Origin of the sequence: Oceanobacillus damuensis (assembly GCF_001618145.1) — a bacterium.
In the GTDB taxonomy this organism is placed as follows: Bacteria; Bacillota; Bacilli; order Bacillales; family Amphibacillaceae; genus Oceanobacillus; species Oceanobacillus damuensis.
Window position 1 is genome coordinate 1 of sequence record NZ_LQNF01000037.1, and the last position, 25338, is coordinate 25338.

Annotated in this window: 30 protein-coding genes and 1 pseudogene; 18 read left to right on the top strand and 13 right to left on the bottom strand. The window is 37.9% G+C overall.

Annotated features, from left to right (window positions below; translation table 11 throughout):
• Positions 1-26: 26 nt before the first annotated feature.
• The 8 genes and pseudogenes from A4245_RS16795 to cbpB form a co-directional block, all read right to left on the bottom strand.
• A complete protein-coding gene (locus A4245_RS16795; RefSeq protein ID WP_067730051.1) occupies positions 27-1853 on the bottom strand; it encodes an ABC transporter ATP-binding protein in 1827 nt (608 codons plus the stop codon).
• A gap of 18 nt (positions 1854-1871) precedes the next feature.
• Positions 1872-2753, bottom strand: a complete 882-nt coding sequence (locus tag A4245_RS21000) for an ABC transporter ATP-binding protein (RefSeq protein WP_407668396.1) — start codon at positions 2751-2753, stop codon at positions 1872-1874.
• A gap of 12 nt (positions 2754-2765) precedes the next feature.
• Positions 2766-3620 (bottom strand): annotated as a pseudogene (locus A4245_RS21005) (ABC transporter transmembrane domain-containing protein); the annotation flags it as partial.
• Positions 3621-3807: 187 nt separating this feature from the next.
• On the bottom strand, positions 3808-4245 hold the full coding sequence (locus tag A4245_RS16805; protein ID WP_067730055.1) for a TlpA family protein disulfide reductase: 438 nt from the start codon (positions 4243-4245) through the stop codon (positions 3808-3810).
• A 456-nt stretch (positions 4246-4701) separates the two neighbouring features.
• Positions 4702-4944 carry a YkuS family protein gene (locus tag A4245_RS16810; protein ID WP_067730057.1) on the bottom strand — a complete coding sequence of 81 codons (243 nt, stop codon included), beginning with the start codon at positions 4942-4944 and terminating at the stop codon, positions 4702-4704.
• 69 nt (positions 4945-5013) lie between these two features.
• A complete protein-coding gene (locus tag A4245_RS16815) occupies positions 5014-6129 on the bottom strand; it encodes an N-acetyldiaminopimelate deacetylase (RefSeq protein ID WP_067730059.1) in 1116 nt (371 codons plus the stop codon).
• Between the two features lie 13 nt (positions 6130-6142).
• Positions 6143-6859 carry a 2,3,4,5-tetrahydropyridine-2,6-dicarboxylate N-acetyltransferase gene (dapD, locus tag A4245_RS16820; RefSeq protein ID WP_067730061.1) on the bottom strand — a complete coding sequence of 239 codons (717 nt, stop codon included), beginning with the start codon at positions 6857-6859 and terminating at the stop codon, positions 6143-6145.
• Positions 6860-7035: 176 nt separating this feature from the next.
• Entirely contained in the window at positions 7036-7488 is a 453-nt protein-coding gene (gene cbpB / locus A4245_RS16825) for a cyclic-di-AMP-binding protein CbpB (protein ID WP_067730063.1), read from the bottom strand.
• A gap of 197 nt (positions 7489-7685) precedes the next feature.
• Here cbpB and A4245_RS16830 point away from each other — a divergent pair, with 197 nt between their 5' ends.
• The 7 genes from A4245_RS16830 (at position 7686) to A4245_RS16865 (ending at position 13923) form a co-directional block, all read left to right on the top strand.
• Positions 7686-7988: an ArsR/SmtB family transcription factor gene (locus A4245_RS16830; protein WP_199860707.1), complete on the top strand. Its 303-nt coding sequence runs from the start codon at positions 7686-7688 to the stop codon at positions 7986-7988.
• 11 nt (positions 7989-7999) lie between these two features.
• Complete coding sequence (locus tag A4245_RS16835) at positions 8000-8911, top strand: cation diffusion facilitator family transporter (RefSeq protein WP_067730065.1); 912 nt, start codon at positions 8000-8002, stop codon at positions 8909-8911.
• 384 nt (positions 8912-9295) lie between these two features.
• Positions 9296-10153, top strand: coding sequence for a metallophosphoesterase (locus A4245_RS16840; RefSeq protein WP_084268850.1), 858 nt, complete (start codon positions 9296-9298; stop codon positions 10151-10153).
• A 769-nt stretch (positions 10154-10922) separates the two neighbouring features.
• On the top strand, positions 10923-11492 hold the full coding sequence (locus A4245_RS16845; RefSeq protein ID WP_067730070.1) for an SCO family protein: 570 nt from the start codon (positions 10923-10925) through the stop codon (positions 11490-11492).
• A 116-nt stretch (positions 11493-11608) separates the two neighbouring features.
• Positions 11609-12082 carry a YkyB family protein gene (locus tag A4245_RS16850; protein WP_067730072.1) on the top strand — a complete coding sequence of 158 codons (474 nt, stop codon included), beginning with the start codon at positions 11609-11611 and terminating at the stop codon, positions 12080-12082.
• A gap of 72 nt (positions 12083-12154) precedes the next feature.
• Positions 12155-12355 (top strand): hypothetical protein, encoded by a 201-nt coding sequence (locus A4245_RS16855; RefSeq protein ID WP_067730074.1) that lies wholly within the window; start codon positions 12155-12157, stop codon positions 12353-12355.
• A gap of 665 nt (positions 12356-13020) precedes the next feature.
• Positions 13021-13923: a DMT family transporter gene (locus tag A4245_RS16865; protein WP_067730128.1), complete on the top strand. Its 903-nt coding sequence runs from the start codon at positions 13021-13023 to the stop codon at positions 13921-13923.
• A 331-nt stretch (positions 13924-14254) separates the two neighbouring features.
• Here the strand turns inward: A4245_RS16865 and A4245_RS19815 are convergent, their stop codons facing one another.
• A complete protein-coding gene (locus tag A4245_RS19815; RefSeq protein ID WP_084268848.1) occupies positions 14255-14413 on the bottom strand; it encodes an FbpB family small basic protein in 159 nt (52 codons plus the stop codon).
• Positions 14414-14542: 129 nt separating this feature from the next.
• Between A4245_RS19815 and A4245_RS16870 the strand changes: the two genes are divergently transcribed.
• Positions 14543-15706: an aminotransferase A gene (locus A4245_RS16870; protein WP_067730078.1), complete on the top strand. Its 1164-nt coding sequence runs from the start codon at positions 14543-14545 to the stop codon at positions 15704-15706.
• Here the strand turns inward: A4245_RS16870 and A4245_RS16875 are convergent.
• Positions 15698-15910 carry an aspartyl-phosphate phosphatase Spo0E family protein gene (locus tag A4245_RS16875; RefSeq protein ID WP_067730080.1) on the bottom strand — a complete coding sequence of 71 codons (213 nt, stop codon included), beginning with the start codon at positions 15908-15910 and terminating at the stop codon, positions 15698-15700. The two genes, A4245_RS16870 and A4245_RS16875, sit on opposite strands and share 9 nt — an antisense overlap.
• A gap of 134 nt (positions 15911-16044) precedes the next feature.
• Here A4245_RS16875 and lepB point away from each other — a divergent pair, with 134 nt between their 5' ends.
• The 4 genes from lepB (at position 16045) to A4245_RS19820 (ending at position 19496) form a co-directional block, all read left to right on the top strand.
• Positions 16045-16578: a signal peptidase I gene (gene lepB, locus A4245_RS16880; protein WP_067730082.1), complete on the top strand. Its 534-nt coding sequence runs from the start codon at positions 16045-16047 to the stop codon at positions 16576-16578.
• A 315-nt stretch (positions 16579-16893) separates the two neighbouring features.
• Positions 16894-18057 carry a zinc-ribbon domain-containing protein gene (locus A4245_RS16885; RefSeq protein ID WP_067730084.1) on the top strand — a complete coding sequence of 388 codons (1164 nt, stop codon included), beginning with the start codon at positions 16894-16896 and terminating at the stop codon, positions 18055-18057.
• A 30-nt stretch (positions 18058-18087) separates the two neighbouring features.
• Positions 18088-19230, top strand: a complete 1143-nt coding sequence (locus A4245_RS16890) for a S1C family serine protease (RefSeq protein WP_067730086.1) — start codon at positions 18088-18090, stop codon at positions 19228-19230.
• Between the two features lie 134 nt (positions 19231-19364).
• Entirely contained in the window at positions 19365-19496 is a 132-nt protein-coding gene (locus A4245_RS19820; RefSeq protein WP_084268849.1) for a YjcZ family sporulation protein, read from the top strand.
• 112 nt (positions 19497-19608) lie between these two features.
• On the opposite strand, the gene A4245_RS16895 is transcribed toward A4245_RS19820, so the two are convergent.
• A complete protein-coding gene (locus A4245_RS16895) occupies positions 19609-20967 on the bottom strand; it encodes a TrkH family potassium uptake protein (protein WP_084268851.1) in 1359 nt (452 codons plus the stop codon).
• 52 nt (positions 20968-21019) lie between these two features.
• The gene (locus A4245_RS16900; protein ID WP_067730090.1) at positions 21020-21427 is read right to left on the bottom strand and encodes a YwpF-like family protein; all 408 of its coding nucleotides are present in this window, start codon (positions 21425-21427) and stop codon (positions 21020-21022) included.
• 162 nt (positions 21428-21589) lie between these two features.
• Between A4245_RS16900 and A4245_RS16905 the strand changes: the two genes are divergently transcribed.
• The 4 genes from A4245_RS16905 to nfsA all read left to right on the top strand — a co-directional run bounded on the left by A4245_RS16905 (position 21590) and on the right by nfsA (position 23912).
• On the top strand, positions 21590-21913 hold the full coding sequence (locus tag A4245_RS16905) for a hypothetical protein (protein ID WP_067730096.1): 324 nt from the start codon (positions 21590-21592) through the stop codon (positions 21911-21913).
• Between the two features lie 24 nt (positions 21914-21937).
• The gene (locus A4245_RS20440) at positions 21938-22084 is read left to right on the top strand and encodes a hypothetical protein (protein WP_199860708.1); all 147 of its coding nucleotides are present in this window, start codon (positions 21938-21940) and stop codon (positions 22082-22084) included.
• A 343-nt stretch (positions 22085-22427) separates the two neighbouring features.
• Positions 22428-23147, top strand: a complete 720-nt coding sequence (locus tag A4245_RS16910) for a hypothetical protein (protein ID WP_067730098.1) — start codon at positions 22428-22430, stop codon at positions 23145-23147.
• 18 nt (positions 23148-23165) lie between these two features.
• Entirely contained in the window at positions 23166-23912 is a 747-nt protein-coding gene (gene nfsA, locus A4245_RS16915; RefSeq protein ID WP_067730100.1) for an oxygen-insensitive NADPH nitroreductase, read from the top strand.
• Between the two features lie 32 nt (positions 23913-23944).
• Here the strand turns inward: nfsA and A4245_RS16920 are convergent, their stop codons facing one another.
• A complete protein-coding gene (locus tag A4245_RS16920; RefSeq protein WP_067730102.1) occupies positions 23945-24322 on the bottom strand; it encodes a hypothetical protein in 378 nt (125 codons plus the stop codon).
• A gap of 240 nt (positions 24323-24562) precedes the next feature.
• Between A4245_RS16920 and A4245_RS16925 the strand changes: the two genes are divergently transcribed.
• Entirely contained in the window at positions 24563-24766 is a 204-nt protein-coding gene (locus A4245_RS16925) for a DUF1657 domain-containing protein (protein ID WP_067730104.1), read from the top strand.
• Between the two features lie 171 nt (positions 24767-24937).
• Positions 24938-25330, top strand: a complete 393-nt coding sequence (locus tag A4245_RS16930) for a YhcN/YlaJ family sporulation lipoprotein (RefSeq protein ID WP_157087755.1) — start codon at positions 24938-24940, stop codon at positions 25328-25330.
• The last annotated feature ends 8 nt before the right edge of the window (positions 25331-25338 follow it).

Genomic DNA, 25338 nt, shown 5'->3' on the forward strand with positions numbered 1-25338 from the left:
GTTTGCTCCTTAATTTTTTTATCTGCTTAAATTGCATCCAGCATTGTAAACTGAGATTTCACTAAATCGAAATATTTTCCTTGTTTTTTCATCAATTCGTCATGGTTTCCCTGTTCCAAAATCCGGCCATGTTCCAAAACATAAATATTATCGGATTCTCGTATGGTGGATAATCGGTGTGCGATGATGATCGATGTTCTCCCCTTTAACAGTTTGCGGAGTGCCTGTTGAATTTTCACTTCTGCCTCTGTATCAATACTGGCAGTAGCTTCATCAAGAATAATAATACTTGGATCGGCGAGCAGTGCCCTTGCAAACGATAGCAGCTGTCTTTCCCCGGCAGAAAGTACGTTTCCACGTTCCTCTACCTCAGTCTGATAACCATCAGCCAGTCGTTGGATAAAATCATCTGCACCCACTACTTTAGCCGCTTGCATCACCTCTTCATCTGAAGCTTGGGGGCGACCGAAACGAATATTTTCCATAATTGTACCTGAAAAGATAAATGTGTCCTGCAGTACAACGCTAATCCTCTGTCGCAAACTATCAAGCTGAACCTCCCTTAAATCATAGCCGTCGACTTTAACAGAACCTGCTGTCGGGTCATAAAAACGACTGATCAGATTGGCAATTGTTGATTTACCGCTGCCAGTATGGCCTACCAAGGCAATCGTCTGACCTTCCTTAATATCAAGTGATATTTCATGAAGTGCAATCCGTTCCTTATTATAGGAAAATTCAACACGGTCAAATTCGATATGCCCCTTCATGTCTTTAAACACATAGCCATCCTTTTTCTCTTCCACGTTCGGCTGCTCATCTAAAAACTCAAATATGCGTTCAGATGAAGCCATTGCCACCAGCAGTTGATTGTACATTTGTCCGAGTCGTGAAATAGGTTCCCAGAACATACCAAGGAAAAAGGCAAAAGACACAAAGGTACCGATTTCTATCGTATTGTTCAAAATCAAGTACGAACCGAAAGCAAGCAGAATGATTGTTCCAAATGCATCACAAATTTCCACAAGGGGACGAAACATGGCACTTTTTCTTGCCGCATCCTTGAAACTGTTAAAGTAGCCTTCGTTCACACCATTGAAAAACTCAGCATTTTCCTTTTCCTGAGAGAATGACTGTGTAATTCTTATCCCTTGGATCCCCTCATTCAAATGAGAGTTCAAGCGAGATTGTTGTACACGGACATCCTGCCAGGAGCGTCTTATTTTTCTTCTTAGCCTCGTAGAAATAAAGAACATGAGTGGAATAACAATGATCACTGCCAGAGCAAGCTGCGGGCTCAGTACGAACAGTATAACAATTATCCCAAAAAGCATAACAGCATCCATCAGCAGGTTTATGATACCGTTTGTAAAAAGCTCCTGTAATGAGTTGATATCGTTCAGAATCCGGACTAATATAGAACCCGCCGATCGAGTGTCAAAGAACCGATGTGACAATCTCTGAACATGTGAAAACAATTTTTGTCTTAAATCGAAAATGACATTCTGCCCAAGTATATTCACCCATTTGATGCGAAATGTGTTCGCAATGAAATTTACCAAGTACATGATGCCAATGCCTAACACCAGATAGCTAAGCAATGTATAATCTTGTTCCAGTATTGCCATATCCACCGCTATTTTACCAATCAAGATAGGTACTGTTAAGCGAATTGTTGTTGATATTAACATAGCTATTATTGCTGCCGTCAAGTAAGTTTTCGAATATGGTTTGAGAAATTCGAGCAGGCGTCCCATCTGTGACCAGTTAAACGGTTTTTCAATAACCTGTTCGACTGTATAGGAAAACCGGTTTAAGTGCCGGCTCTCTTCTTGCCTTTTAGCATGTGCCATTACTAGGGCACCTCCTTATCAACCAACTGTGTTCAGTATTGTATCTCGATCCTGGTACTGGATATTGTAGATTCGTTCATACGGGCCATTATTTCTCAGCAGATAATCATGAGTGCCACGCTCTACAATTTCTCCCTTCTCCATCACTAAAATTTCATCTGCATGTTTTAAAGATGAAATTCGATGGGCAATTATAAACGTCGTCCTGCCTCTCATAATTTCACGTAATTCCTTTTGGATCCTGAATTCGGTTTCCATATCAACTGCGGATGTAGCATCATCAAGTACAAGAATACTCGGGTTGATGCAGATTGCACGTGCAATTGCGATTCGCTGTTTTTGACCGCCTGACAGCCCCATCCCACGTTCGCCAAGCATTGTATCGTAACCATCAGGCAGTTCCATTATAAAGTCATGTGCCTGCGCACGTTTCGCAGCGGCAATGATTTCATCAAAGGATATATCGGGTCTTCCATAAGCTATATTTGCTTTAATCGAAGTGGAAAATAAAAATGGCTCCTGCAATACAAATCCTATATGACTCCTAAGTGTTTTTAAATTATAATCTGCTGCTGGCCTTCCATCAATCAACACTTCTCCAGACTGTGGTTCATAAAATCTAGTGATTAACTGTGTAATACTCGTTTTTCCTGAACCAGTTGCACCTATCAAGCCAATTACTTTTCCCGGAGGGGCATCAAAACTAACAGCTTTTAATGCCGCATCATCATTTTCGCTATAATTCAACGACACATTCTTAAAAGTCACATACCCTTGAATTGAATCGTCGATCGCATTCTCTTTCTCGATAATATCCTCTTCTGCATCCAATATTTCAATTAATCGTTCACCAGAAGCTTTTGCCTGGGAAAACTGGTTTACAATAAATCCAAGGTTCATCAATGGCCCGAGTATATACCATACAAGACTGAAAAAAGCAACAAGTTCACCAAGTCCGAGGTCTCCTTCGATAACCAGGAAACCACCATATGCGAGTAATGCAACGACACATACATTTCCGATAAACTCCATAAACGGAAAATACTTCGCCCAAAGCTTTGATGTTTTTATATAATTTTGTCGATAGTTATCATTACTTGTATAGAATCTTCCAATTTCGAACCCTTCTCTTGATAATGATTTCACAGTGTTCATCCCACTGATGTTTTCCTGAACCCTTGTATTCAGCTTACCAAATGATTTTCTGATATCCCTGAATGCTGGATGCACCTGTTTATCAAACTTAAAGACAACGATAGCCAGAAACGGGATTGCAGCCATCGTAACAAGCGCCAGTGGAACCGAATAATAGAACATGATGCTTAAGCTGACCAAAATAAGCAGCACCACACGGATCAATTCTGCAAAGCCTACTGACAGAAAGAATCGGAAGCCCTCCACATCCGCAGTCAGGCGTGACATAAGATCCCCTGTTTTTGCATTATCATAATACTTAAATGCCAATGCCTGGAGTTTATCATACAACGCTCTGCGCAGGTGATAGACGGTTGTCATCCCAAAGAGGTCCCCTAAATATTGAAAGATAAATGTGGAAAGGCCTTTGACAACCATTAATCCAAGAAAGATGATACAGATCCACGGGATTAACTCATACCTATTCTGAAGAACAACTTCATCGATCGTCACTTGCAAGATAATTGGGTATACAACTGTTATGCCTGTTACAAATATTAAAAAGAATAATGACCAAAAAAAGAATCTCTTGTGCGGCCAATAATATTGCTTCAGCTTTTGAAAAGTTTTCATAAAGAATCCCCTCCCTCTTTATATTCATTCACCATAAATACAAATATAACGGTTTCCGAAATAGATTGCCACACTTATTTTTAATTTTTTTAAATATTTTTTCAAATGTTTTGGCATAAATAAAAATCACTCCTTTACCGTGAGCGAAAGAGTGATTTTTACTTTATGAATTCCTGTTTTACTTTTATTATAAAATTCGGGTCAGTCTTCTTTTCAGCATTGATATACCATTACGCCCTGACTGAAAATGCCTCAATTCTCCTTCTTTAGTAAAAATAAAATAAGCTGGCACATATCTAATTTGAAATCTCCCGGATAGAATTTCATTCTGGTCTGCAAATAATGGTTCTGTTATATTGAATTTTTCTGCTACCTTCTTTATGCTTTCCATTTCTTTATCCTCCGTTGTAAGAGGCGTGTGGATACTCAATACCTGCAAATCACTTTTAAATTCATCGCACATTTGTCTTATGAGCGGCATAGCCCTTTTGCACGAATTACAGCTGACAGCCCAAAAATAAATTAAAATTGGTTTATATCCAATAAGATCTTCTGTCCGAATCTCTCTGGTATTTAACCACTCACCATCTGCCTTTAAATCCGGTAATTGATCCCTTAATTTCAAACTCCTTCCCTCCTTGTCAGGAAAGAAAATCTTTGCAGCATCCTTTCCTAGGTTATAATTTTATATATGAAAGCAATACACGTATTGACACAAGTAAAAAAGGCAGGGTCATGTCCTCTTAAAGAGACTGACTCTGCCTTTATTTTTTTGCAAAACAAGAAAGTATAAATTTTGGCTGCAATTAACTCTTATACATAAACAGCCGCGGCCAGCTTCGGTTCCTAGAAACTCCTGTCATAAGCAATGGACATTCCAAGCGCCAAAACCATGCGCTTTCCAGTCCCTTGCTAGCATTGAGTTTCTGAACAGTCACCTACGCTTTTGATCTTCCAGCTCCGGTTCCTAGAAACTCCTGTCATAAGCAAGGGACATTCCAAGCGCCAAACCCTTGCGCTTTCCAGTCCCTTGCTTATGCATGCGTTTCTGAACAGTCACCTCCGCTTTTGATCTTACCAATTAACTTAATTTCTGATTTACCATTTGGCAAACTTCTTCTGCAGTCTGCCCTTCTGCATTAATTACCGGACCTGCAATGACAGTGCTTTGCATACCCATGACATCTTTATCCTGCCCGGAAATGATACAGCAATCACAATGAGCCGCATCATTTTCAGTACGCAAGTCAATAATTTCGTGGCCCATCTCCATTAAAGCTGTTTTTACGTCCGTCAATGTTCCTTCCACACCGATTCGCGCCATACGTGATTCCTCCTCTGAACATGTACAGTTGTAGTTTTTACAGAAATGTACACAATATACACCTAAGTTCTAGAGAGCTTTTAACGTGGCAAAAACCGATTTCACTCCGACTTCAAGAGCATCTTCCTTCGGGTTCAACTTAGCATGATGCAGCCCATAGGGAGAGTCTACGCCCAGCCAGAACATAAAACCTGGAATTTCCCTCAACATATCTCCAAAGTCTTCCCCTGTCATCGCTGCATTAGCTTCTTTATATGTAACACCATTGCTCATCATCGCTTCCCGAAATTGTTCCACAAAATTCCCTTGATTGTATACCTGGTAATAATTCGACCCATAATCTACAGCAATTTCACACTCGTGACTGATTTCAAAGCCCCTCATAAGTTTCTCCAGCTTTTGTTTTATGATGGTGATTGTCTTAGGATTCAGGGTGCGAATGGTACCTTCCAGTCTTGCGGATTCTGCTATCGCATTTTGAACAAATCCACTTTCCATCTTCCCTACTGTAATGACAGCACTGCTTAATGGATCAAGACCTCTCGATACAATCTGCTGCAACTGAATAATGAAGCTGCTGGCGGTTACTGTCATATCCCTAGATAAATGCGGATATGCTGCATGACCACCGAGCCCTTTAAAATCAATAAACAATTCACTCGTATTGGCAAAAAGCAACCCTTCTTTTGAAGACACCGTTCCCACAGGGAGTTCCGGAGCAATATGCAATGCAAAAATCACATCTGGTTTCCATTGCTGGAATTCTTCAGATTGCAGCATAGGCAATGCTCCGCCAGGCCCTTCTTCAGCCGGCTGGAAAATAAAAATCACATCGTCATCTATCGGCTGGCGAATGATTTTTTCCATCACACCGAGTGCGATAGTCATATGAAAATCATGCCCACAGGCGTGCATCCTGCCTTCGTGGGTTGATTTAAATGAGAAATCAGTGGACTCGGTGATCGGCAATCCATCCATATCACTGCGATAGCCGATTGTTTTTGTCGGTGCTTTACCACTCACTTTGACGAGTATCCCTGTTTTCCATAGCTTTATTGTGACACGTTCCGTTTGGATATTTTCGATTTTCTCCAGGAGATATTTTTGGGTTTTAAATTCCTGAAAACCTAATTCCGGAATCAAATGCAGTTCTCTTCTAATGTGCTGTAACTCAATTATATCCATTGTCATCTTCCACTTAATTGTCCAGTTTACGAAGCTCTTGTTTAATCTCAGTCTTTGATTTGGTTTGCTCATCAATTTCTTTTAAAACTCTAGCTGGTGTTCCTCCAACTAGTGTATTCGGTGCAACATCCTGTGTAACAATTGCTCCAGCTGCCACGATAGAACCTTTACCAACGGTGACACCTTCAAGTACAACAACATTCGCGCCAATTACCACATCATCTTCAATAATGACAGGTTTAGCAGATGGCGGTTCGATGACACCAGCAAGAACTGTTCCTGCACCAATGTGACAGTTTTTTCCTACTGTAGCTCTCCCACCTAATACTGCGTTCATATCGATCATCGTACCTTCGCCAATTACTGCACCTATGTTTATGGATGAACCCATCATGATAACTGCACCATCACCAATTTCGACTTGGTCGCGAATAATAGCACCAGGTTCAATCCTGGCATTGATTCCTTTTAGATCAAGCATTGGAATCGCTGAATTTCTGCGGTCGTTTTCGACAACATAATCTGTAACAGCTTCACTGTTGTCATCAAGAAAAGCTTTAATCGTATTCCACTCTCCGAATAAAACTCCACTGTTCTCTTCAACAAAGGCTTTAATCGTATCGTCAAAAGTCAGATTACTTAAATTACCTTTTATGTATACTTTTACTGGTGTACTTTTTTTGCTGTTGGAGATAAAACTGATAATTTCATTAGCATCCATCATGTTCATTTCTTATTCCTCCTGATATTATAATCTCTATCTTACTTTAGCAGACAGTATATTCACTCGCAAATATTTGAACATAAGCGGAGGTGACTGTTTAGTAACTTAACGCTAGCAAGGGACTGCTTTCTTAATTTTAAAAAACAGCCTGCCATATAAAACATGGAAGGCTGGTAATCCTTTTATTGTTTTTTATAAGAGTTGATATAAATATTCTTCTTAATCTCTTTAAGGATAGATCTTCGGGTCAGAATACCGTCAAAGTAGCCTTCCTGATCGACAAGACAGACAAATGGATGGTCGATTACTGCATTAAGACCGTCGAGAATCGAGTTTTCTCTAGTAAGCGTTGGAATTTCAGTGTTCATCACTTCTTTAACCTTCATTTCGGACAGTTTTTCTATTTCAAAACTTTCCAAACCCAAAATTTGGTTTAAAATAACTGTTTTACCAATAATTCCTACAAATTTATATTTTGCATCCAAAACCGGAACTGCTGAATATCCTGATTTGACAAGCACAAGTAACGCATGCTCCAAAGGGTTATTTAACTGGACATGGGCCACTTTTTCCGAGGGAATCAATAATTCGTTAATGGAAATATCAGCTAACTGCTTATCTTTAATAAGACTCATTTATTTCGTCCCCTTTTATAGAAACTCACAAACTTAAACTATTACTTACCACAAGAACTTTTTGGAGAAACGCCACTATACTTATATTACCATATGACTCATTTTAAAACATTTTTTTAAGACAGATATCAATTGATAAAAAACTTCACTTAATTTATAATATGAGCATATGATCATATACTAACGAGGTGATAATATTGCAGTATGATGCTATAGACGAAAGCTTAGTTGAAGATGTTTCACAAATTTTTAAAGCTTTATCTGACCCCACAAGAATTAAAATACTTCATTTACTTTTCCAGCAAGAATGCTCTGTCACCGAAATAGCTGAACAGCTGAAAATGAACCAGTCTGCCATTTCCCATCAGTTAAAATATTTAAAACAATTACACTTAGTTAAAAAACGCAGGGATAAGACAATGTCATACTACTCACCAGATGACTACCACGTCATGAACGTGCTGGAACAGACGATTGAGCATTCCAAGCATACCAGTTAGGAGGGAATAAAATGGGACATCATCACCACCAGCATGACCATGGACACCACCATACCACCAATACCCGTAAATTGTTCTGGAGTTTCATACTAATATTTTCATTTATGATCATCGAAGCAATCGGCGGAATCCTCACTAACAGTTTAGCTCTATTATCGGATGCAGGACATATGCTGAGCGATGCATCAGCTCTGGGGCTTAGTCTCCTTGCATTTAAAATTGGCGAAAAAAAAGCGACAGGGGATAAAACGTTTGGCTACAGACGGTTTGAGATTATCGCCGCTTTTATAAACGGTATAACCTTAATGATCATATCTCTCTATATTTTCTACGAAGCTATGCACCGTTTTGCCAATCCACCAAATGTTAGCGGAAATATGATGATCATTGCCTTCATTGGTCTTTGTGTCAATATATTGGTAGCATGGATACTGATGCGTGGAGATTCCAAGGAAAATCTGAACATTCGAAGTGCATTACTCCACGTTTTCGGTGATTTGCTTGGTTCTGTTGGCGCCCTGATTGCTGGCCTGCTTATCATTATGTTCGATTGGAATATTGCTGATCCGATTGCAAGTGTTGTCGTCGCGATGTTAATCATCGTCTCCGGTTACCGGATTACGAGAGACGCCTTGCACATTCTAATGGAGGGAAAACCGCAAAGTGTCAACATTGAATCCTTGAAAAAAACCCTTTCTGCGATGGAAGGCGTTGAGGATGTTCATGATGTACATGTCTGGTCAATCACATCCGAGTTTACATCAATGAGCTGTCATCTCATCGTAGATGAATCAATTGATCGTGATAACATGCTGAAATCAGTTAATGATCTTATAAAAAATCATTTCCACATTTCTCATTGTACTATTCAGATTGAAGGAAACCATTCACCATTCCATAATGATTGTGATCCTTGTAATTGACTGCTTTGTGAAAGTCAGGTGGTACATATTATATAATATGCACCACTTATATGGTCGCTATTAAGAAGAAATAAATACGCACTTAAATTGAGTTGCATGTGGACGTATCAATCGCTCCCTTCTTTCGGTTGGTACTTTTTTATCGAAAGCCCTGGCGCCCATCCACCTATCATCTTCAATGATAAATACAATAAGAATCAAAGTCAATAATTAACTGACTATTTACATAAGTCAAAATCCATCTTCTCTCGTACGAATATCCTTCATTTTTAAGTCTTCATAAAGAAGTTTTCACTATATATTCCTTGTTGCTTTTTATATAACCCACCATTCGTGCTATACTCAAACCATCTGTTTTTAAGAAATTTGAAAGGTATGACGGAAATGAATCGACGACAATTCCTGAAAAATACGCTCGGAAGTCTGCTTGCTTTTGTAGGTATCAGCGGTGGCACTTATTATTATTCCAGAAATATTGAACCTTCTTTGCTAAAAATAACAGAGGAAACGATTTCCTCTCCTAAAATACATCCATCATTTAATAATTTTAAAATTATTCAATTTTCCGATACGCATGTTGGTTTCCATTACTCTTTAAACCAATTAGAAGAATTGGCGATTAAAATCAATTCCCTCAAGCCTGATTTGATTTTATTTACTGGTGACCTTGTTGACGAACCAGATCATTATAACTGGGACCCGGGGTTAGGCAGTATACTTAAATCCATGAGTGCAACTCATGGTAAATATTGGATATACGGAAATCACGACCATGGAGGATACGGAACGGAAATCGTTCAGGAAGTAATGCAGCAATCAGATTTTCATCTGCTGCAAAACAGCAGTGTATCGATTGAAATGGAGAATAACAAAATTACTCTTGCAGGTATTGATGATGTAATGCTTGGCACTCCCGATTTGGAGAAAGCCCTGCAGAACAATGACCCCGAAAGTTTTACAATGCTAATGGCTCATGAACCGGATTATGCGGATAGAGCCTCCCAATATCCGATAGATGTTCAGTTCTCAGGTCACAGTCATGGTGGCCAGATCCGATTGCCTTTCATCGGTGACTTGTATACCCCAGCCTTCGCAGAAAAATATGTTCAAGGAAAATACAACTTAAACGAGCAAAAACTGGTCCTGTACGTCAACAGCGGCATAGGCACTACAAGACTTCCCTATCGATTCCTGTGCAAGCCGGAAATACACCTTTATACGCTTCAATCTTATTTGTCATAAGTAAGTCACTCAACTTTCGCAGAAGGAAATGGAAAAAATCCTTGGCAGAATTAGGATGGCGTGAGTCGCACTGCTCAAGTTGACTTTGGATTAACTATTTGCACTGAGCAGCCTGAATACACCTGAACCCCATCGTTCTTTTAGTTTTACAGCTTTTTATTCGCAGTTTGTGTAAACTACGACATAACTTATAATTAATATATGTGCTTCTGCTGTCGTCCGGGATCGCTCTGGTGAAGCTGTATAATTAGATTTTGTTATTAAGAATGCAGTTTATTAGCAGCAATCTCAACCAGCTCTGGGAAATACACGGAGACTCCTACGGGAAGAGAGGCATAGGTGAGACACTGAAATGCGTTAGCATGAAGGGGCTCACCAGCCGCCCGTGGAAAGCGCAGTGTATTTCCCAGAGCGGTCGCCGAAGTATCTCGCTTCCATTATTCGTGCCAAAGTTCTAACACAAATAGAAGTTACATCGCATTTTATATCTACTATGCAATAATTAAAAAGCAAACCATCTTGTAAATAGCCTTATTTTCATCAGGTTCGCAAGGGGATTATTGGAGACATTCCAAGTTTAACCCAGTTAACTGTTTAAGCTAATTTTCTTGGTGCGAAACTTGAGTAAGTCAAAAAAAAATAAAAATCCGTACAGCTTCTAAAATGTCATAAAGATTTCAAGACTATTAAATTAAATCTACTTCAATTAAATGTTATAATAGGCCTGATTACTTGAATGTTCTATTGATTGTTCAGAAAGGAAGTTTTCATGAAGCATTTATTATTGATCGTCGGTCTTGCCATCTTTCTGACTGCCTGTGGAGGGTATCCTATTGAAACCACCATGTCAGAGGAGGTTGCGGATTTTGAATTTACTACACAGGATAACAGTACATTGAGCCTTCGTGATTTAGAGGGTGAATGGTGGGTTGCTGATTTTATTTTCACTAATTGTACAACTGTCTGTCTGCCGATGACAGCCAATATGGCAGCATTACAGGAAAAACTGGAAGAAGAAGGAATTGATGCCCAGCTCGTTTCCTTTAGCGTCGACCCGGAATACGATAGCCCTGAAGTTCTGAAGGAATATGGAGAAAGTTATCATGCCGATTTCAGTAACTGGACATTCCTGACAGGTTATGAATTTAGTACGATTAAAGAACTTTCCATCAAGTCTTTCAAAAATATGGTTCAAGAAGCCCCCGAAGGAACTGATCAGGTTACACATGGGACGTCCTTTTTCCTTGTAAGTCCTGAAGGTGAAGTAATTAAAAATTACAGTGGTATACAATCGGATGCTCTTGATACCATCGTGGATGATCTGAAAAAAGTCCAATAAATGAAGAGAAGAGCTGAAATGTTATTATTTTCACTCTTCTTTTAATTTTCCATTTGCCACCGGACACGCTTTGCGATAGGATAGAAATATCTACTACATAGAAAGGAGAAAAGTTCATGAAACAGGAAATCTCTCTTCATCATTTGGCTCAGGCAGTATTTACAATTAATCGCCATGCAAAAACAGCACCAGAGCCACAGCATCTATATCAAATAAAAAAAGACACAATCAACAAGCTGTTAAAAGAAAATAAAGCGGAAAAAGTTGGACTGCATTTCTCTGACCACCCAAAACTTAGCAATCAGCATTCAACATTGCTTGTTAAAGTGGATGAATATTATTTTCATATCCCTCCATCAAAAGAAGACTTCAAAAACCTGAAACATCTTGGTTCCCTTGACCAAAACTATCGGAATCCCCAAACAAAGATGTCATTGTCACAGGCCAAAAGGGTTGTCTATCAATATATTGACTGGAAGGCGGAGAAAAAACCGCAAACCAGACAAAAACGATACACTTCTTCGTATTATACTCCATCCTCTCTAGGGAAAATGGAATGGCCTCCAACTAAATCACAGCGAAACTATTAATCATGAAGTCCCCCTTTTATATGTTTCATTACCTTTTTATTGAGGTATTACTTAAATAAGGAGGCGGTCAGAATGAATCTGCAGGATTTCGTATATGAACTCCATCGCTATGCCGAACAGACACATGTCTTAAAGGATAAATTTGAGAAGCTTACCGAAACGGAGAAGAAGCTGGTAATGGACGCTGCCCCACCAGACTTAAGAACACCAGAAGAATATTTTCAACCAGTATACGATTGGTTGGAAACAGTCAATAATTTAATGGATAACTAGTCGAAGCGCATTACAGTTAAGGCTGTATGCGCTTCACTCAATTCGTATTCCTTATGTAACGAAGAATCAGTATAGACATTGACAATACGGCACCGAAAATAGCTATACTCTGTAAGGTGAATTTGATAACCGACATGAGATCCATTTCATCTATAAAATGAGAAATGCTTATTATCGATAACAATAAAAGAATACTGCTGACGAAATAAATCAGGAGCTTACTCAGTTCTAATTTTACCGCCCATTGGATGATTGGTTTCATACAATAATAAATGGCAATAATGGCTGCTAAAGAGCAGAATACGTATACATACTCTTTTACAATGCCAACGTTTCCTATATGAATGAAGTTTATCAGCAAAGAAATAACCATTCTAAGCGACCTTCTTTCTGGAAAAATGCTTTCAAAACCATTATCATTTCCACTCCATCTCCATTTTTATAGCATTATTTCCCTATAAAAAGTTTAATATACGATAATTGGCTCTTAATTTGTTATAATTACAATTAAAGTGAATTTCCACTCAGTGTGTTTTTTAAAACAGAATCGTGCTCTTACGGACGTTGATCCCCTACTTGCAATTCTGTACTTCTGCCGTCTTGAAATGGAGGTCAAATTGTCCGTCAATACGGATAAACAGATAAACAAGGGGGGACAAATCTGGTTGAACAGATATTCTATTTTAATCATGTTGGGAGCGGCATTATGGGGGACGATTGGATGGTTTGTTAAACATCTTTATGAATTTGGATTTACACCTATGGAAGTTGTTACATTAAGGGCCTGGTCCTCTGCAGCCTTATTAATTGCATATACCTTGGCTGTTTCTCCAAAAAGTCTTCAACTTAAAAAAATACAGGACATCAAGTACTTTATTGGCACCGGAATTTTTAGTATCATTTTTTTTAATTATTGCTTGTTTACTGCGATAGAGTTATCTACAATTCCAATTGCGACTGCTTTGCTATATACAGCTCCGGCCTTTGTTACAATTATATCGTTCTTTCTATTCAGAGAGCCTTTTACCGGTGCAAAAATTACTGCTTTGGCATTGACACTGGTTGGGACATGCCTGGTAGTTGGTTTAACCCCCAACAGCGTTCATAATATGAAGACAGCAAGTATATTATTGGGACTGGGATCCGGACTTGGTTATGCTCTTTACAGCATCTTCAGCAAATTTGCCTTAAAAGAATATACAACTTTACGTGTTACAACGTTTACTTTTATTGTAGCTTCCCTCGCGCTTATTCCTTTTTTTCCTTATAAGGAAAAAACGCATTTGTTTTTCGATTCTCACGTTTTATTCTATGCAGTCGGACTTGGGCTCTTACCGACAGTTATTGCATATATTCTATACACGTTGGGATTGCAATATACCGAGGCTTCAAAGGCTTCGATTCTATCCACGATTGAACCTGTAGTTGCAACATTGATAGGGATATTTATCTTTATGGAGCCTTTTACGTTTGTACAAATGCTTGGCATGGGGTGTATCATAGGAGCTGTAATTCTTATTCAACTCTATGAAAACAGAAAATTACGGTTGGAAAGAACAAAAGCGTAGGTGACTGTTTAGAAACGAATGCATAAGCAAGGGACTGGAAAGCGCATGGCTTTCGCGCTTGGAATGTCCCTTGCTTATGACAGGAGTTTCTAGGAACCGGAGCTGGCCGAACAAAAGCGTAGGTGACTGTTTAGAAATGAATGCATAAGCAAGGGACTGGAAAGCGCATGGTTTTCGCGCTTGGAATGTCCATTGCTTATGACAGGAGTTTCTAGGAACCGGAGTTGGCCGTGGCTGTTTATGTGTAAGAGTTAATTGCAGTCAAAATTTATATTTTTTTATTTTTTGAAAAAAGCAGAAATGACATGAAAGTCATTCCTGCTTTTATCACTTATTTATTGAACTCTAGTTCTTTACGTTTTGCCATAGCGAGAGCTTCCTGTTTTTTCTCTAAACGAAGCTCGATTTGTGTTATACTTTCTTCATCATTTAGAAGCTCTTGTCTATTTTGTTTAACTAGTTGTTCAAAGTTTAATGTTTTAGGCCTCATTTGTGACACTCCTTCTTATGTTCTAATTTTATTATACCCTATTTTTAACACCATAAATCAAAATTATTTGAACATTTTATTAAGTTTTTGTCACATTATAGGAAATATTTATGAAAAGGTGGTTATTCTATGGATTATTTATTGAATGAAAATGTAAAAAGAATCGAAATTTCGGGGATAAGAAAGTTTTTTAATATGGTTGCAGATGAAAAGGACGTTATTTCTTTAACCATCGGTCAGCCTGACTTCCATACACCGAACTACATAAAAGAAGCGGCTTCAGATGCGATTGTCAACAATAAGACAACCTACACCAGTAATGCGGGAATTATCGAATTACGAAAAGCAATTTCGAAGTTTAATGAAACGAATTATGGAATCAGCTTTGACCCTATGTCAGAAATCATTGTTACCACAGGGGCTTCTCAAGCTATAGATATCACGTTCCGTACGATTTTATCGCCTGGAGATGAAGTAATCCTTCCAGGTCCTATATATCCAGGCTATGAACCATTAATCACTCTGGCCGGAGCGAAGGCTGTTTACGCTGATACGACAACAACAGGGTTTAAATTGACAAAGGAAACGCTTAAACAGCATCTTAGTGATAAAACAAAATGCGTCGTTCTCCCCTACCCTTCTAATCCGACGGGTGCATCTTTTTCAAAGGAGGAATTATCGGATCTTACAGAAGTGTTAAAGGACAAAGATATTTTTATTCTTGCCGATGAAATATACAGTGAGCTTGTTTTTGAAAATCAGCATTACTCGATAGCAAATTTCGATTCAGTCAAAGAAAAAACGATTGTGATTAACGGGTTATCCAAATCCCACTCAATGACCGGGTTTCGAATTGGTTATGTACTTGCTCCGAAATGGCTGTCCAAGCACATACTAAAAGTGCATCAGTATAATGTTACCTGTGCATCATCCATTAGCCAGTATGCTGCATTGGAAGCATTGACAAACAACTCTGAAAGCACAGAAACCATGCGGGAAGAATACAGAAGAAGACGGGACTATGTATATAGCCGTCTGAATAATATGGGATTAGCTGTGAATAAACCGGAGGGTGCTTTTTACTTCTTCCCTAAATTCCCAATTAAAGAAACGACTTCCTTTGAACTTGGTCTGACACTCGTTCGTGAAGCAAAAATTGCTCTCGTTCCCGGCAACAGTTTTTCCCAATTGGGTGAAGGTTATATGAGACTTTCATATGCATACGACATAGAAACGATCACTCAAGGGCTGGACCGCTTGGAAGCATTCTTAGACAAAACATTATTACGTTAATTTATTTTCATCCAATTTGGATTCAATGTCGTTCGTGGCTAATTGCGGATTATTTTTGACATCTTCATATAAATTCAACAATAAATCAAGTTCCTGACTGATGTGGACAGACTCGATATTGGTAAAACCTTTATCCATGGCCACCTCAGTCATTTTTTTCCTAAGGAATTCAATACGGTTAAGTATATCTTCTATTGTATTCATTTTAAATAAGCCTCTCTATTATTGAAATTTACTGCTGCGATTTAATCAATAAGTTCTTTGTACAGTATGATATAATTATTGTCGATAACTATGTAAGTCTATGCTACTATTAAGATGAAACTTGTAAAGGAAGGATGACTCCAGTGTCAGGAAAAAAAGAGAAAAACGAATGGTTTGAATGGACGAAAGCAATTATAGTTGCCATTTTAATCGCTCTTTTCCTTAGAACTTTTATCTTCGCCACTTCTATCGTAGAAGGTGAAAGTATGGACCCAACTTTAGAGCATGGAGAAAGAGTAATCTTCAATAAACTCATTTATATTCTGGATGAACCTGATCGTGGAGATGTGGTCATCATTCAAAGACCAGCAAAAAATTATGTTAAAAGAGTGATAGGCTTACCAGGTGAAACAATCGAATTAAACGGAAATGATTTAATTATAGACGGTGAGGAATATACCCAATCTTTTTTATCTGAGGATGTTATGTATAAAACAGGAAATTTCGGTCCTATTAAGATACCGGAAGAGAGCTATTTTGTAATGGGTGACAATCGCTTAATCAGTAAGGACAGCCGAAACGGACTTGGATTTATTCATGAAGATGAAATCATTGGAAGATCAGAACTGATCATCTATCCATTTAGTGAGTGGTCACTGACGAAATAAGCTAATTGGGCGGCAGATTCTGCAACCGCCCTTTTTCTTTACTTAATTAAGCTATTTTTCATTGTCTAAAATACAGTATCCTATGTTAAGTACAAGAATCCCAAAGCAAACTACTCCAAACAACAGCTCCATGAATGGCACCCCTTTCATTTTCTCTAAAACGTCAAATGATTCACTGCTTTAAATAATAACTCAACTCACTTTATAATACCAATAACCCCACCCTAAATAAAGCAAAATATGTTAAAATTATATAGAAATGCGCAGGCGAACGTTCAAGGACGCAACAGCGAAAAGGTTTTGGGGGTCTAAATTATGTATCACTGCCCTTATTGCGGGACAAGTGTAAAAGAAAATGAAGAATTCTGCATTAAATGTGGTAAACAATTACCTAAAGATGTAGTGAGTCGTATATATAATAAAAACAAGTTTAATAAGCTTTGGTACTATCCTGTGGTAGCAGCAGTAATTATCGCCTCTTCCGCTGGTGCCGCTCATCTTTTTCTAAAAAATCAATCAGCTGAGGCAAAAGAGTTTTACAGACAAGGCGAACAGCAGCTGCTGGACAAAAATTATGACCAAGCGAGAGATCTATTTTCTCAGGCAATCGATCATCATGGTAATTTTACAACAGCCCAAACTTCACTGGAGTTTGTGGATTTGGCGATTAACCTGGAAAATTCCTTAAATAAAATACGTCATTTAAAAGAAGAACAGAATTTTCAGGAAGCAACCGCAATGATCAATGACGCTGCTTCAGCTTTACGTAATTATGATGGGGCTGCAGTTGATCAGATAATCGAGGACATAGAAGAACTGCAAAGCAATATAAAGATTGAGGAGCTAAAAGCCACTTTAGCACAGGAGCCGGAAATCGAGGAATTGAAATTAATGCTATGGGTGGCAGAATCGATTAACCATGATGAGGCAGAGGAAATCACACAATATATCCGTGATCAGATTATTGATTTTTCCTTTTCAAAGGCGAGTGAGCAGCTTAACCAAAAACAGTTCAACGACGCCCAATTATTGGTTGAGGATGGGTTAAAATATGCTCCACAGTCTGAAAAACTCGAGAGTCTCCAAGCAACAATTGAAAAGGAAAAGATATCCTTCGAAACCGCTCAGGAACAGAGAATTGAACAAGCCATAAATAGTGCTGCAGTGGAACAGGAATTTAACGAAAATGACGCTATTGAACTCATTACTGCCGATTTGGAGAAAAACGATCAAAACAACCTGGTAGTTAAAGGTGAAGTAAAAAGTGCTGCCACCGTACCTATCAACTCTGTGGTAGTGGAATATTCGATTCTATCTGCAAATGGTTCGGAAATATTAACGAATGAGGTAGTTATCTATCCAGACTTGCTTTACCCCGATGAGGTAGGTAAATTTGAATTTACGCATTATGAATTGGATAATGAGCTTAGAAATCTCACCGTGGAAGTAACGAAAATAACATGGTATACAGAATTGTAAATCGGAAATGATTGCTCAGGAGAGGTGAAAATGTTGCATAATAAGCGTTATCCTCCAATAATCATTTCGATTATTATATTAATAATTGGTTTAGTTGCAGTATTAAAAATATATGATAATTGGAGATCAGAGGAAATAACAATAAATAATCCGACCGTCCACGAAGTAACAAACGATAGCACGTCAATGGACTTAAAGACGATTATTCACGAAGCCGAAAAAAGCGTTGTTCAAATAGAAGGACAAAATGAATTCAGCAAAATCACTGGGTCCGGGTTTCTTTACAATGAGAAAGGTGACATTATAACGAATGCCCATGTGATTCAAAATGCTGATGCAATCAGCATCAGAACTTCCAATGCCGAAATCTACCCAGCAGCTGTAATAGGAGTCAGTGAAGAAGTTGATGTTGCTGTAATACGGGTCCCACAGCTGGCTGGACTCTCCCCACTGCCTGTCGCGGAAGAATCATTGGCTGAAATTGGCGATGAAGTAATCGCTCTTGGAAGTCCGCATGGCTTTCAAAACACAGTGACACTCGGCATCATTTCAGGAACCGAACGTAATTTTTCCGTTGAGGGATATGATTATTCAAATGTTTACCAGATATCTGCGCAAATTTCGCAGGGAAATAGTGGCGGACCACTTATCAAAAGGGACACAGGTGAGATAATAGGTATTAACTCTGTTGGAACACAGGATGGTACAATTGGGTTCAGCATCCCGATCGTTGACATAATCGACCAGGTGACTCAATGGTCTAACGAGGCACAGAATGATCAACTGGAATTTTCCAGTGTCACTGATTTGATTAGTTTCTCTGATTCTGATGAGGTTATTGAAAATGCTGAATATGTAACCTCTTATTTCCTTGAAAGCATATCTGTAAGAGATTACGTTGGTGCATACACCCTGTTGGGAAGCTCAACACAGCTCGAATTAACATACCAAGAATTCAGAGATAGATTTATTAACATAATCAGCCTTGAGTTTTCTGATTTAGATAGCTCCATCATCGAAAATAATCGGATACAGACATCTGTTGAGGTTACTGTTGAACAAAATATCCCACAGGAAGAAGATACATTCAAAGAAACCCATACCTTCGTTTTCACTGTTGGGTACGAGAATGACCAGCTAAAGATTCTTGACTACTCCAGTCCAGACAGATGATGAAGTTTGAACAGCCTTCCATTAGATACTCAGGAAGGCTTATTTTTATGGCATTACTTTTTCTAGTGCAAACGTCTATACACATTCTCCCTACATGCATAAAGTAATATTGTACCATCGGGAGGTGAAAAAGCATGGGCTACGGATATGGTGGATACGATTGCGGAAGCTACGGCGGATACCATGGTGGATACGGTCACAACTTTGCACTGATTGTTGTGCTTTTTATCCTTTTGATTATTGTAGGAGCCGCATTTTACTGCTAACAAAAATGGCTTGTGCTGACAACGTAGCACAAGCCATTTTTTCACATAGGTATCAAGCCTTCTTATTCTACCAATGCTTATTTGCCAGTTCCATTCTGGCAACGTTAAGCTATTAACCAATGATGATTTTTTCCTTGGGATAACGATAATTCATCTTTTTCTTTCTGCGTTTGAAGATAAGCAAAATGGTTATGATTCCAACCCTTCCAATGAACATTAAGATCATAAGTAAAACCTTACTGAACGAGGATAGGTCAGCCGTTATTCCAAGTGAAAGTCCAACAGTTCCAAAAGCTGAGGTTACTTCGAATAAAATTTGTCCCAAACCAAAAGGTTCAATTATTGCCATAAGCAATACAGAAGTGAAAACAATGGATAGTGCAACCAATGTTACCGCTACTGCCTTTGCCAAATCCTCGTCATATATTTCCCTATTGAATATCCGAATACCTTTCCCACCACGGATATAAGTGTAAATATAGATAAAGGACAAAGCAAAAGTTGTTGTGCGGATACCGCCTCCGGCACTGCTGGGAGAAGCCCCAATGAACATCAGCAATGACATAAACAGCTGATTAGGTTCAGAGAGCAAGCCGACATCCATTGTTGATAATCCACCACTCCTCGTGGTTACAGACTGAAATAATGCGTAGAAGAAAGATTCATGCCAAGTTTTATCTGCAAAGAATCGATTCATATCCAGCAGGAAAATCATAATTGTTCCGACTATTATTAGAATGAGAAAAGTAGTTGTTGTTACTTTTGTAAATAAGCTGAAGCGAAACATGTGCCTGGTTTCACTTTTCAGAAACAGATATTCCTTCACCTCGATCAATACAGGAAAGCCGATTGCTCCGAAAATGATCAACAAAATATTGATAAACTGGACAAAATAATCATGACGAAAGGGTATTAAGGATGATCCGGTAATATCAAAACCACCATTCGTAATCGCACTGATGGTTCCAAAAAAGCCATGCAGATAGGCCTCCCCCGCTGTAGGGAAGTATTGGAGAAAATAAGTTCCCAGAACAAGAAACCCTATCAGCTCAATTACCAATAGAACGTATACAATCCCTTTTATGAGCCGTACCATCCCCTGAAAACTGGTCTGATTTTGATCTGTCATAATAAGACTTCTTTCTTTCAGTCCAATTTTCTTACCCAATATAAGCCAGATTAAAGTACCCATTGCCATGATTCCGACCGCGCCCAGTTGCATAATCAGTGCAAGCAAAATAATCCCTGTCGTACTCAGCGTATCTGCTACAGTTATCGTACTTAATCCAGTAACACTGATTGCACTTACCGCTGTGAACAATATATCTATAAAGGCTATTTCAACACCTTCCTGATGTGCTACCGGCAAAGACAAAATAATGGTGGATATTATAACAGCTATAAAATAAAAAAAGAATAACATTTGCACTGGTGTTAACTGATTCATTACACGGTACTTCGAAAAAAACATTTTCATTTATTTGCTCCTAGTTGTTGTTCATTTCATACGATAACTTCATTTATTACGCCAATTCTTTAAATTTTTTAAGTAATTCCTTTCCTTGGTATCCTTGATTGATCAAGTCTGTCAACAATTCTTCAACGATACTCTTTCTGCTGTCAATAATTTTCCCGATAAATAATACATTCATATGATCGCCAATTTCATTTACACCAAGCACGGTTGTAATGAAGGTGGCTGGTTCATTCGTTTCTTTCGTTATGGTAGCTTGTACCATTATTTCTTCTTTGTTTTCGTAAATCCTGTTAAAATAATCGTAATTTGATTTTTCTATGTATGCCTCAATAAGCCACTGACTATTGTCATCTTCCCTATTTATGATAAGACCGTCGAGTAAAGGAATTGATTTCTGGTCGATTTCATCATTATGGTCTACTACTTCCAATTTCTTCAATTTAAATGTCTTCATTTTAATTACATCCCTCCTCTTTGCTTATTATCATTTATCTAGAGTGTATCAAAAAAAGAAGCAAATTAAAATTTATCTTTTTTCTATAGTTAAATGTTTAGTACACAAATCCCACGGGTATTTATTACCAAACAACAAACTAACTATTACGAGGTGATAAAAATGGATATAATCGAATCTTATAAAGTTCAGCTTAACAGTAAGTTGCCTATGAAAGATGTCCTTCAACTCCATCAAATTGCTTCAAGCAGCAGCTCCAATATCTATTTATATCGAAACCATATGATTGCAGATGCCGAAAATCTTCCAAAGCTATTATCCTTCTTTCTGACAACAGACAACAAGGAAACCTTTACTTTAATTAAAGATGGGATAACTGAAGAAAGTGATTCTAATACTATTAAAGAGTTCCTTGAAAATAGTTCCATAAAAGTGAATTTTAAAATTGAATATGAAACAAGTGACCAAGAATCGATAGTTATTTAATCAAACTAAAAGGTGGGATTAACAGTGGACGAACACAAGGAAATTGAAAGAAATGAAAAGAAATCGGATCCTAGCAAGGTTGGTGTCGCTGTAATTAAATATGTCACATATTTAATCATATTTTTTGGAATACTATGGTTCCTGATTAATTACATCTTCCCTATGTTCTAAAGAAATTTAAATTTGAAGTCTACCATTCTACCACAGCGGATGAATAACAGTGACCTGGATTTATATTGCTATAATTGTAATTGTTTTAGCATTCCTGCTGTTGTTTTTCAGAAAAAAGAAATGATCTCAATCATGATGCTTCCCTGACAAAGGAAAGAAGATAGGGCATTGGACGAAGATTATATTCCCTTGGTACAACCAACGATAACAAGAAAAATGGAAAAACTCTTAAAGAGATCTAAACAAAAAGATCTCTTTTTTATTTGCAAATAACTAATAATGTTTCACTAATTATTGTATAATTAACTGTATTCATAATAAATTTCATATTGGAGCGTAATGTATGATAAAAAAATTCATAATGATTAGCGTACTCTTGGTTGCTGCAGGTTGCTCCAGCAATTCGAAAGCTATAGAAAAAGTGGATACGGTTCCCCTTGAAACAGAAAAACAACCTGCATTGATCGAGCAGGAGGAAGAAGATGAAATTGAGCAATACATAGAATTTTTCCTGAATGATGAACAAGTTCTTATCAATTTACAAATGGTTCCTATCCTAAAGGAATATCTCAATGGGGTCAAAAACCGAAAAGCTACCATCAATGAAATGAAATTGGAAAGGTTGCCACTGGATGACCACCAGATTTACTTGCTGGAATTTTCCTGCTTTAGTGAGGCCTGTTCTTATTTATTATTTAATCAATCAGGAGAAAATCCGGCTTATCTGGTTGCTGATTTAGCTAAATTTAAAAAAATGTTAGTTTCTCCAGAGGAATCGAAAGTCGCTATCCAATTTGGTCGGATAAATAATCAAAATTTCGAAACAGATCATCTAGTTGTGACTGATCTAAAACAATGGAAAGTATTATCCTTGAACAATGAAACAAATGATGCTAACATTTTGAATTATAAGTGGCCTTACGTGACAGTCCATTGGATTGACGAGGAAAGTCTGAATGTAAACATACCAGATGTAATCGAACCAAGCAGTCAGAACTTTTCCGAATGGAGTCAATTGGGTGAAAGCACTTTAACCGAAACAATTTTAACTACAGGAGATTAAAAAAGGAGATTTTTTGCAATGAACACCATCATTGAGTCAATACTTAATCACCGATCCATCCGAAAATTTAAGGATGAAAAATTAACAGAAGAACAAATCAGACTAATTGTAAAATCGGCACTGCAAGCATCCACTTCCAGCAATGTTATGGCATATACCATCATAGGGGTGAAGGATGGAATCATAAAAGATGAACTATATAAAGTTTCGGGTCATGAGCATGTTAAAAATAATGCACATATGTTTGTTTTCTGTGGTGATCTGCAGCGGATTAATCAACTTGGAAATTCAGTAAAAAATCAGTCTGTACAGGAAAACCTGGAGAGCACAGAACAATTAATTGTAGCAACTGTTGATGCATCTCTTGCTGCGCAAAATGCTTCTATTGCTGCAGAATCAATGGGGTTAGGTATTTGCTATATTGGAAGTCTGCGGAATGACATCCAACGTGTAAATGATATACTTCAGCTTCCTGAATATGTAATCCCGCTGTTCGGACTAGTCGTTGGATATCCTGACCAAAAACCAGAAATTAAACCACGATTGCCGCTCGAAACCATGTATCATGAAAATAGGTACAAACCATTTGCAGAACAGCAGCGATTTATTGAAGCATATGATAACGAAATGGAAAATTATTATGAAAACCGCTCATCCAATACGAAAGTCGATAATTGGACTGAACAAATGATTCGTAAATTCAGTAAACCAACACGTATGGATGTCACTCCTTTTGTAAAAAGCAAAAATATGAACAAAAGATAATTTTAACCTGCACACTCAAAAATGTGCAGGTTTTATTCGTATATAAGCTGCTCGACGTGCACTATGTTTATTTGCTGTCCATTCGATCTGAATCTCGCATGAATGTAAATATTGCTGTCTTTGGATTCGGGATAAGGTAAAACCGAATATTGCGCATTATAAATATCTCCCCTCTCAAGCTCCTGGGAAATAAAATCTCCTGTAAAATCATGAATATTTTCATTATAGGACACAGACACTAATGGGGCCTGATGACGGATAAGCAGCTGCTCTTCTCCAATGTATTGCAGTGAACTTTGAACTTGTATGCCTTTATCCGCCTCCTCTACTCGCACATGCAATAAAAAATCATCAACCTCATTAATCGTTGATGTCGCAGTTACAACAGATTCCTTCTCTCCTAACTCCATATAAAGCCTTATACCAACAAAACATATAATTAATAAGATTAAAAAAATGACAATTTGCCTGTTAATAATCTCCCATCCTCCCGTTTATTAATCCCACCTTATAAGACGAATGGAATAGGTGAAAGGTTTCAAATATTTCATTTATTTATCATACTTCCAGTAAATGGGATACCTAAAACTGTATATTTCTGCTTCTTTATTTGCAATATAAAGAGTGTAATTGAATGAGGAGGGATGAAATTGACTGTAGCCGCTCAAGTTAAACAGACAATAGCAGGATTAAAAAGTGCGCAAGCCAGCTTTGAACAGTTTGCACTTCAGACTGAAAACAAACAAGCGAAACAGCTCTATCAGAATGCAGCACAACAAACAATGGCAATTCTGCAAACTGTAGAACCGCGAGTCACTCAAATAGAACAAGAAGAACCACAATACAAACAATAATCAAAAACACTGACAGCTTTTGAAATCTGTACGGATGAATATAAAGAGGCTGGAATAGCAGCCTCTTACATACTCTAGTGGAAGAAACGGGTGTGAGATATGCGACATGCTACTATAATTTTTTATTTTTGTGCAGCTCTTTTATTATCTGCCTGTGCTGAAGAACAATCAATGGAACCAGGACAGACAAACAATGATTTTGCTGATACGACAAAAATTTCCAATGAATCTATATTTAGCCAGGAACCATCCAATCAAGCAAAGGATAAATTAAGTAACCACGATGAAATAAGTGCGGTAAAGGCCGTAAATACAGATAAGAATATTGTGATAGCTATAGAAGTAGACCACCACGAGAGGTTTACCTTATCACAAATAGAAAAGAAATATAAAAAGGAAATGGAAGATAAATTCAAGGACAAAAAAGTAGAGTTTTCCACTGACAAAAAAATTGTTCTTGAACTGGAAAAACTTGAACAGGACATTAAAGATAATACAATTACGAAAAAAGAATTGGAAAAAGAATTAAAGAAAATCGTTAAACTGTCAAAGGAACAGACCTAACAGAAAGA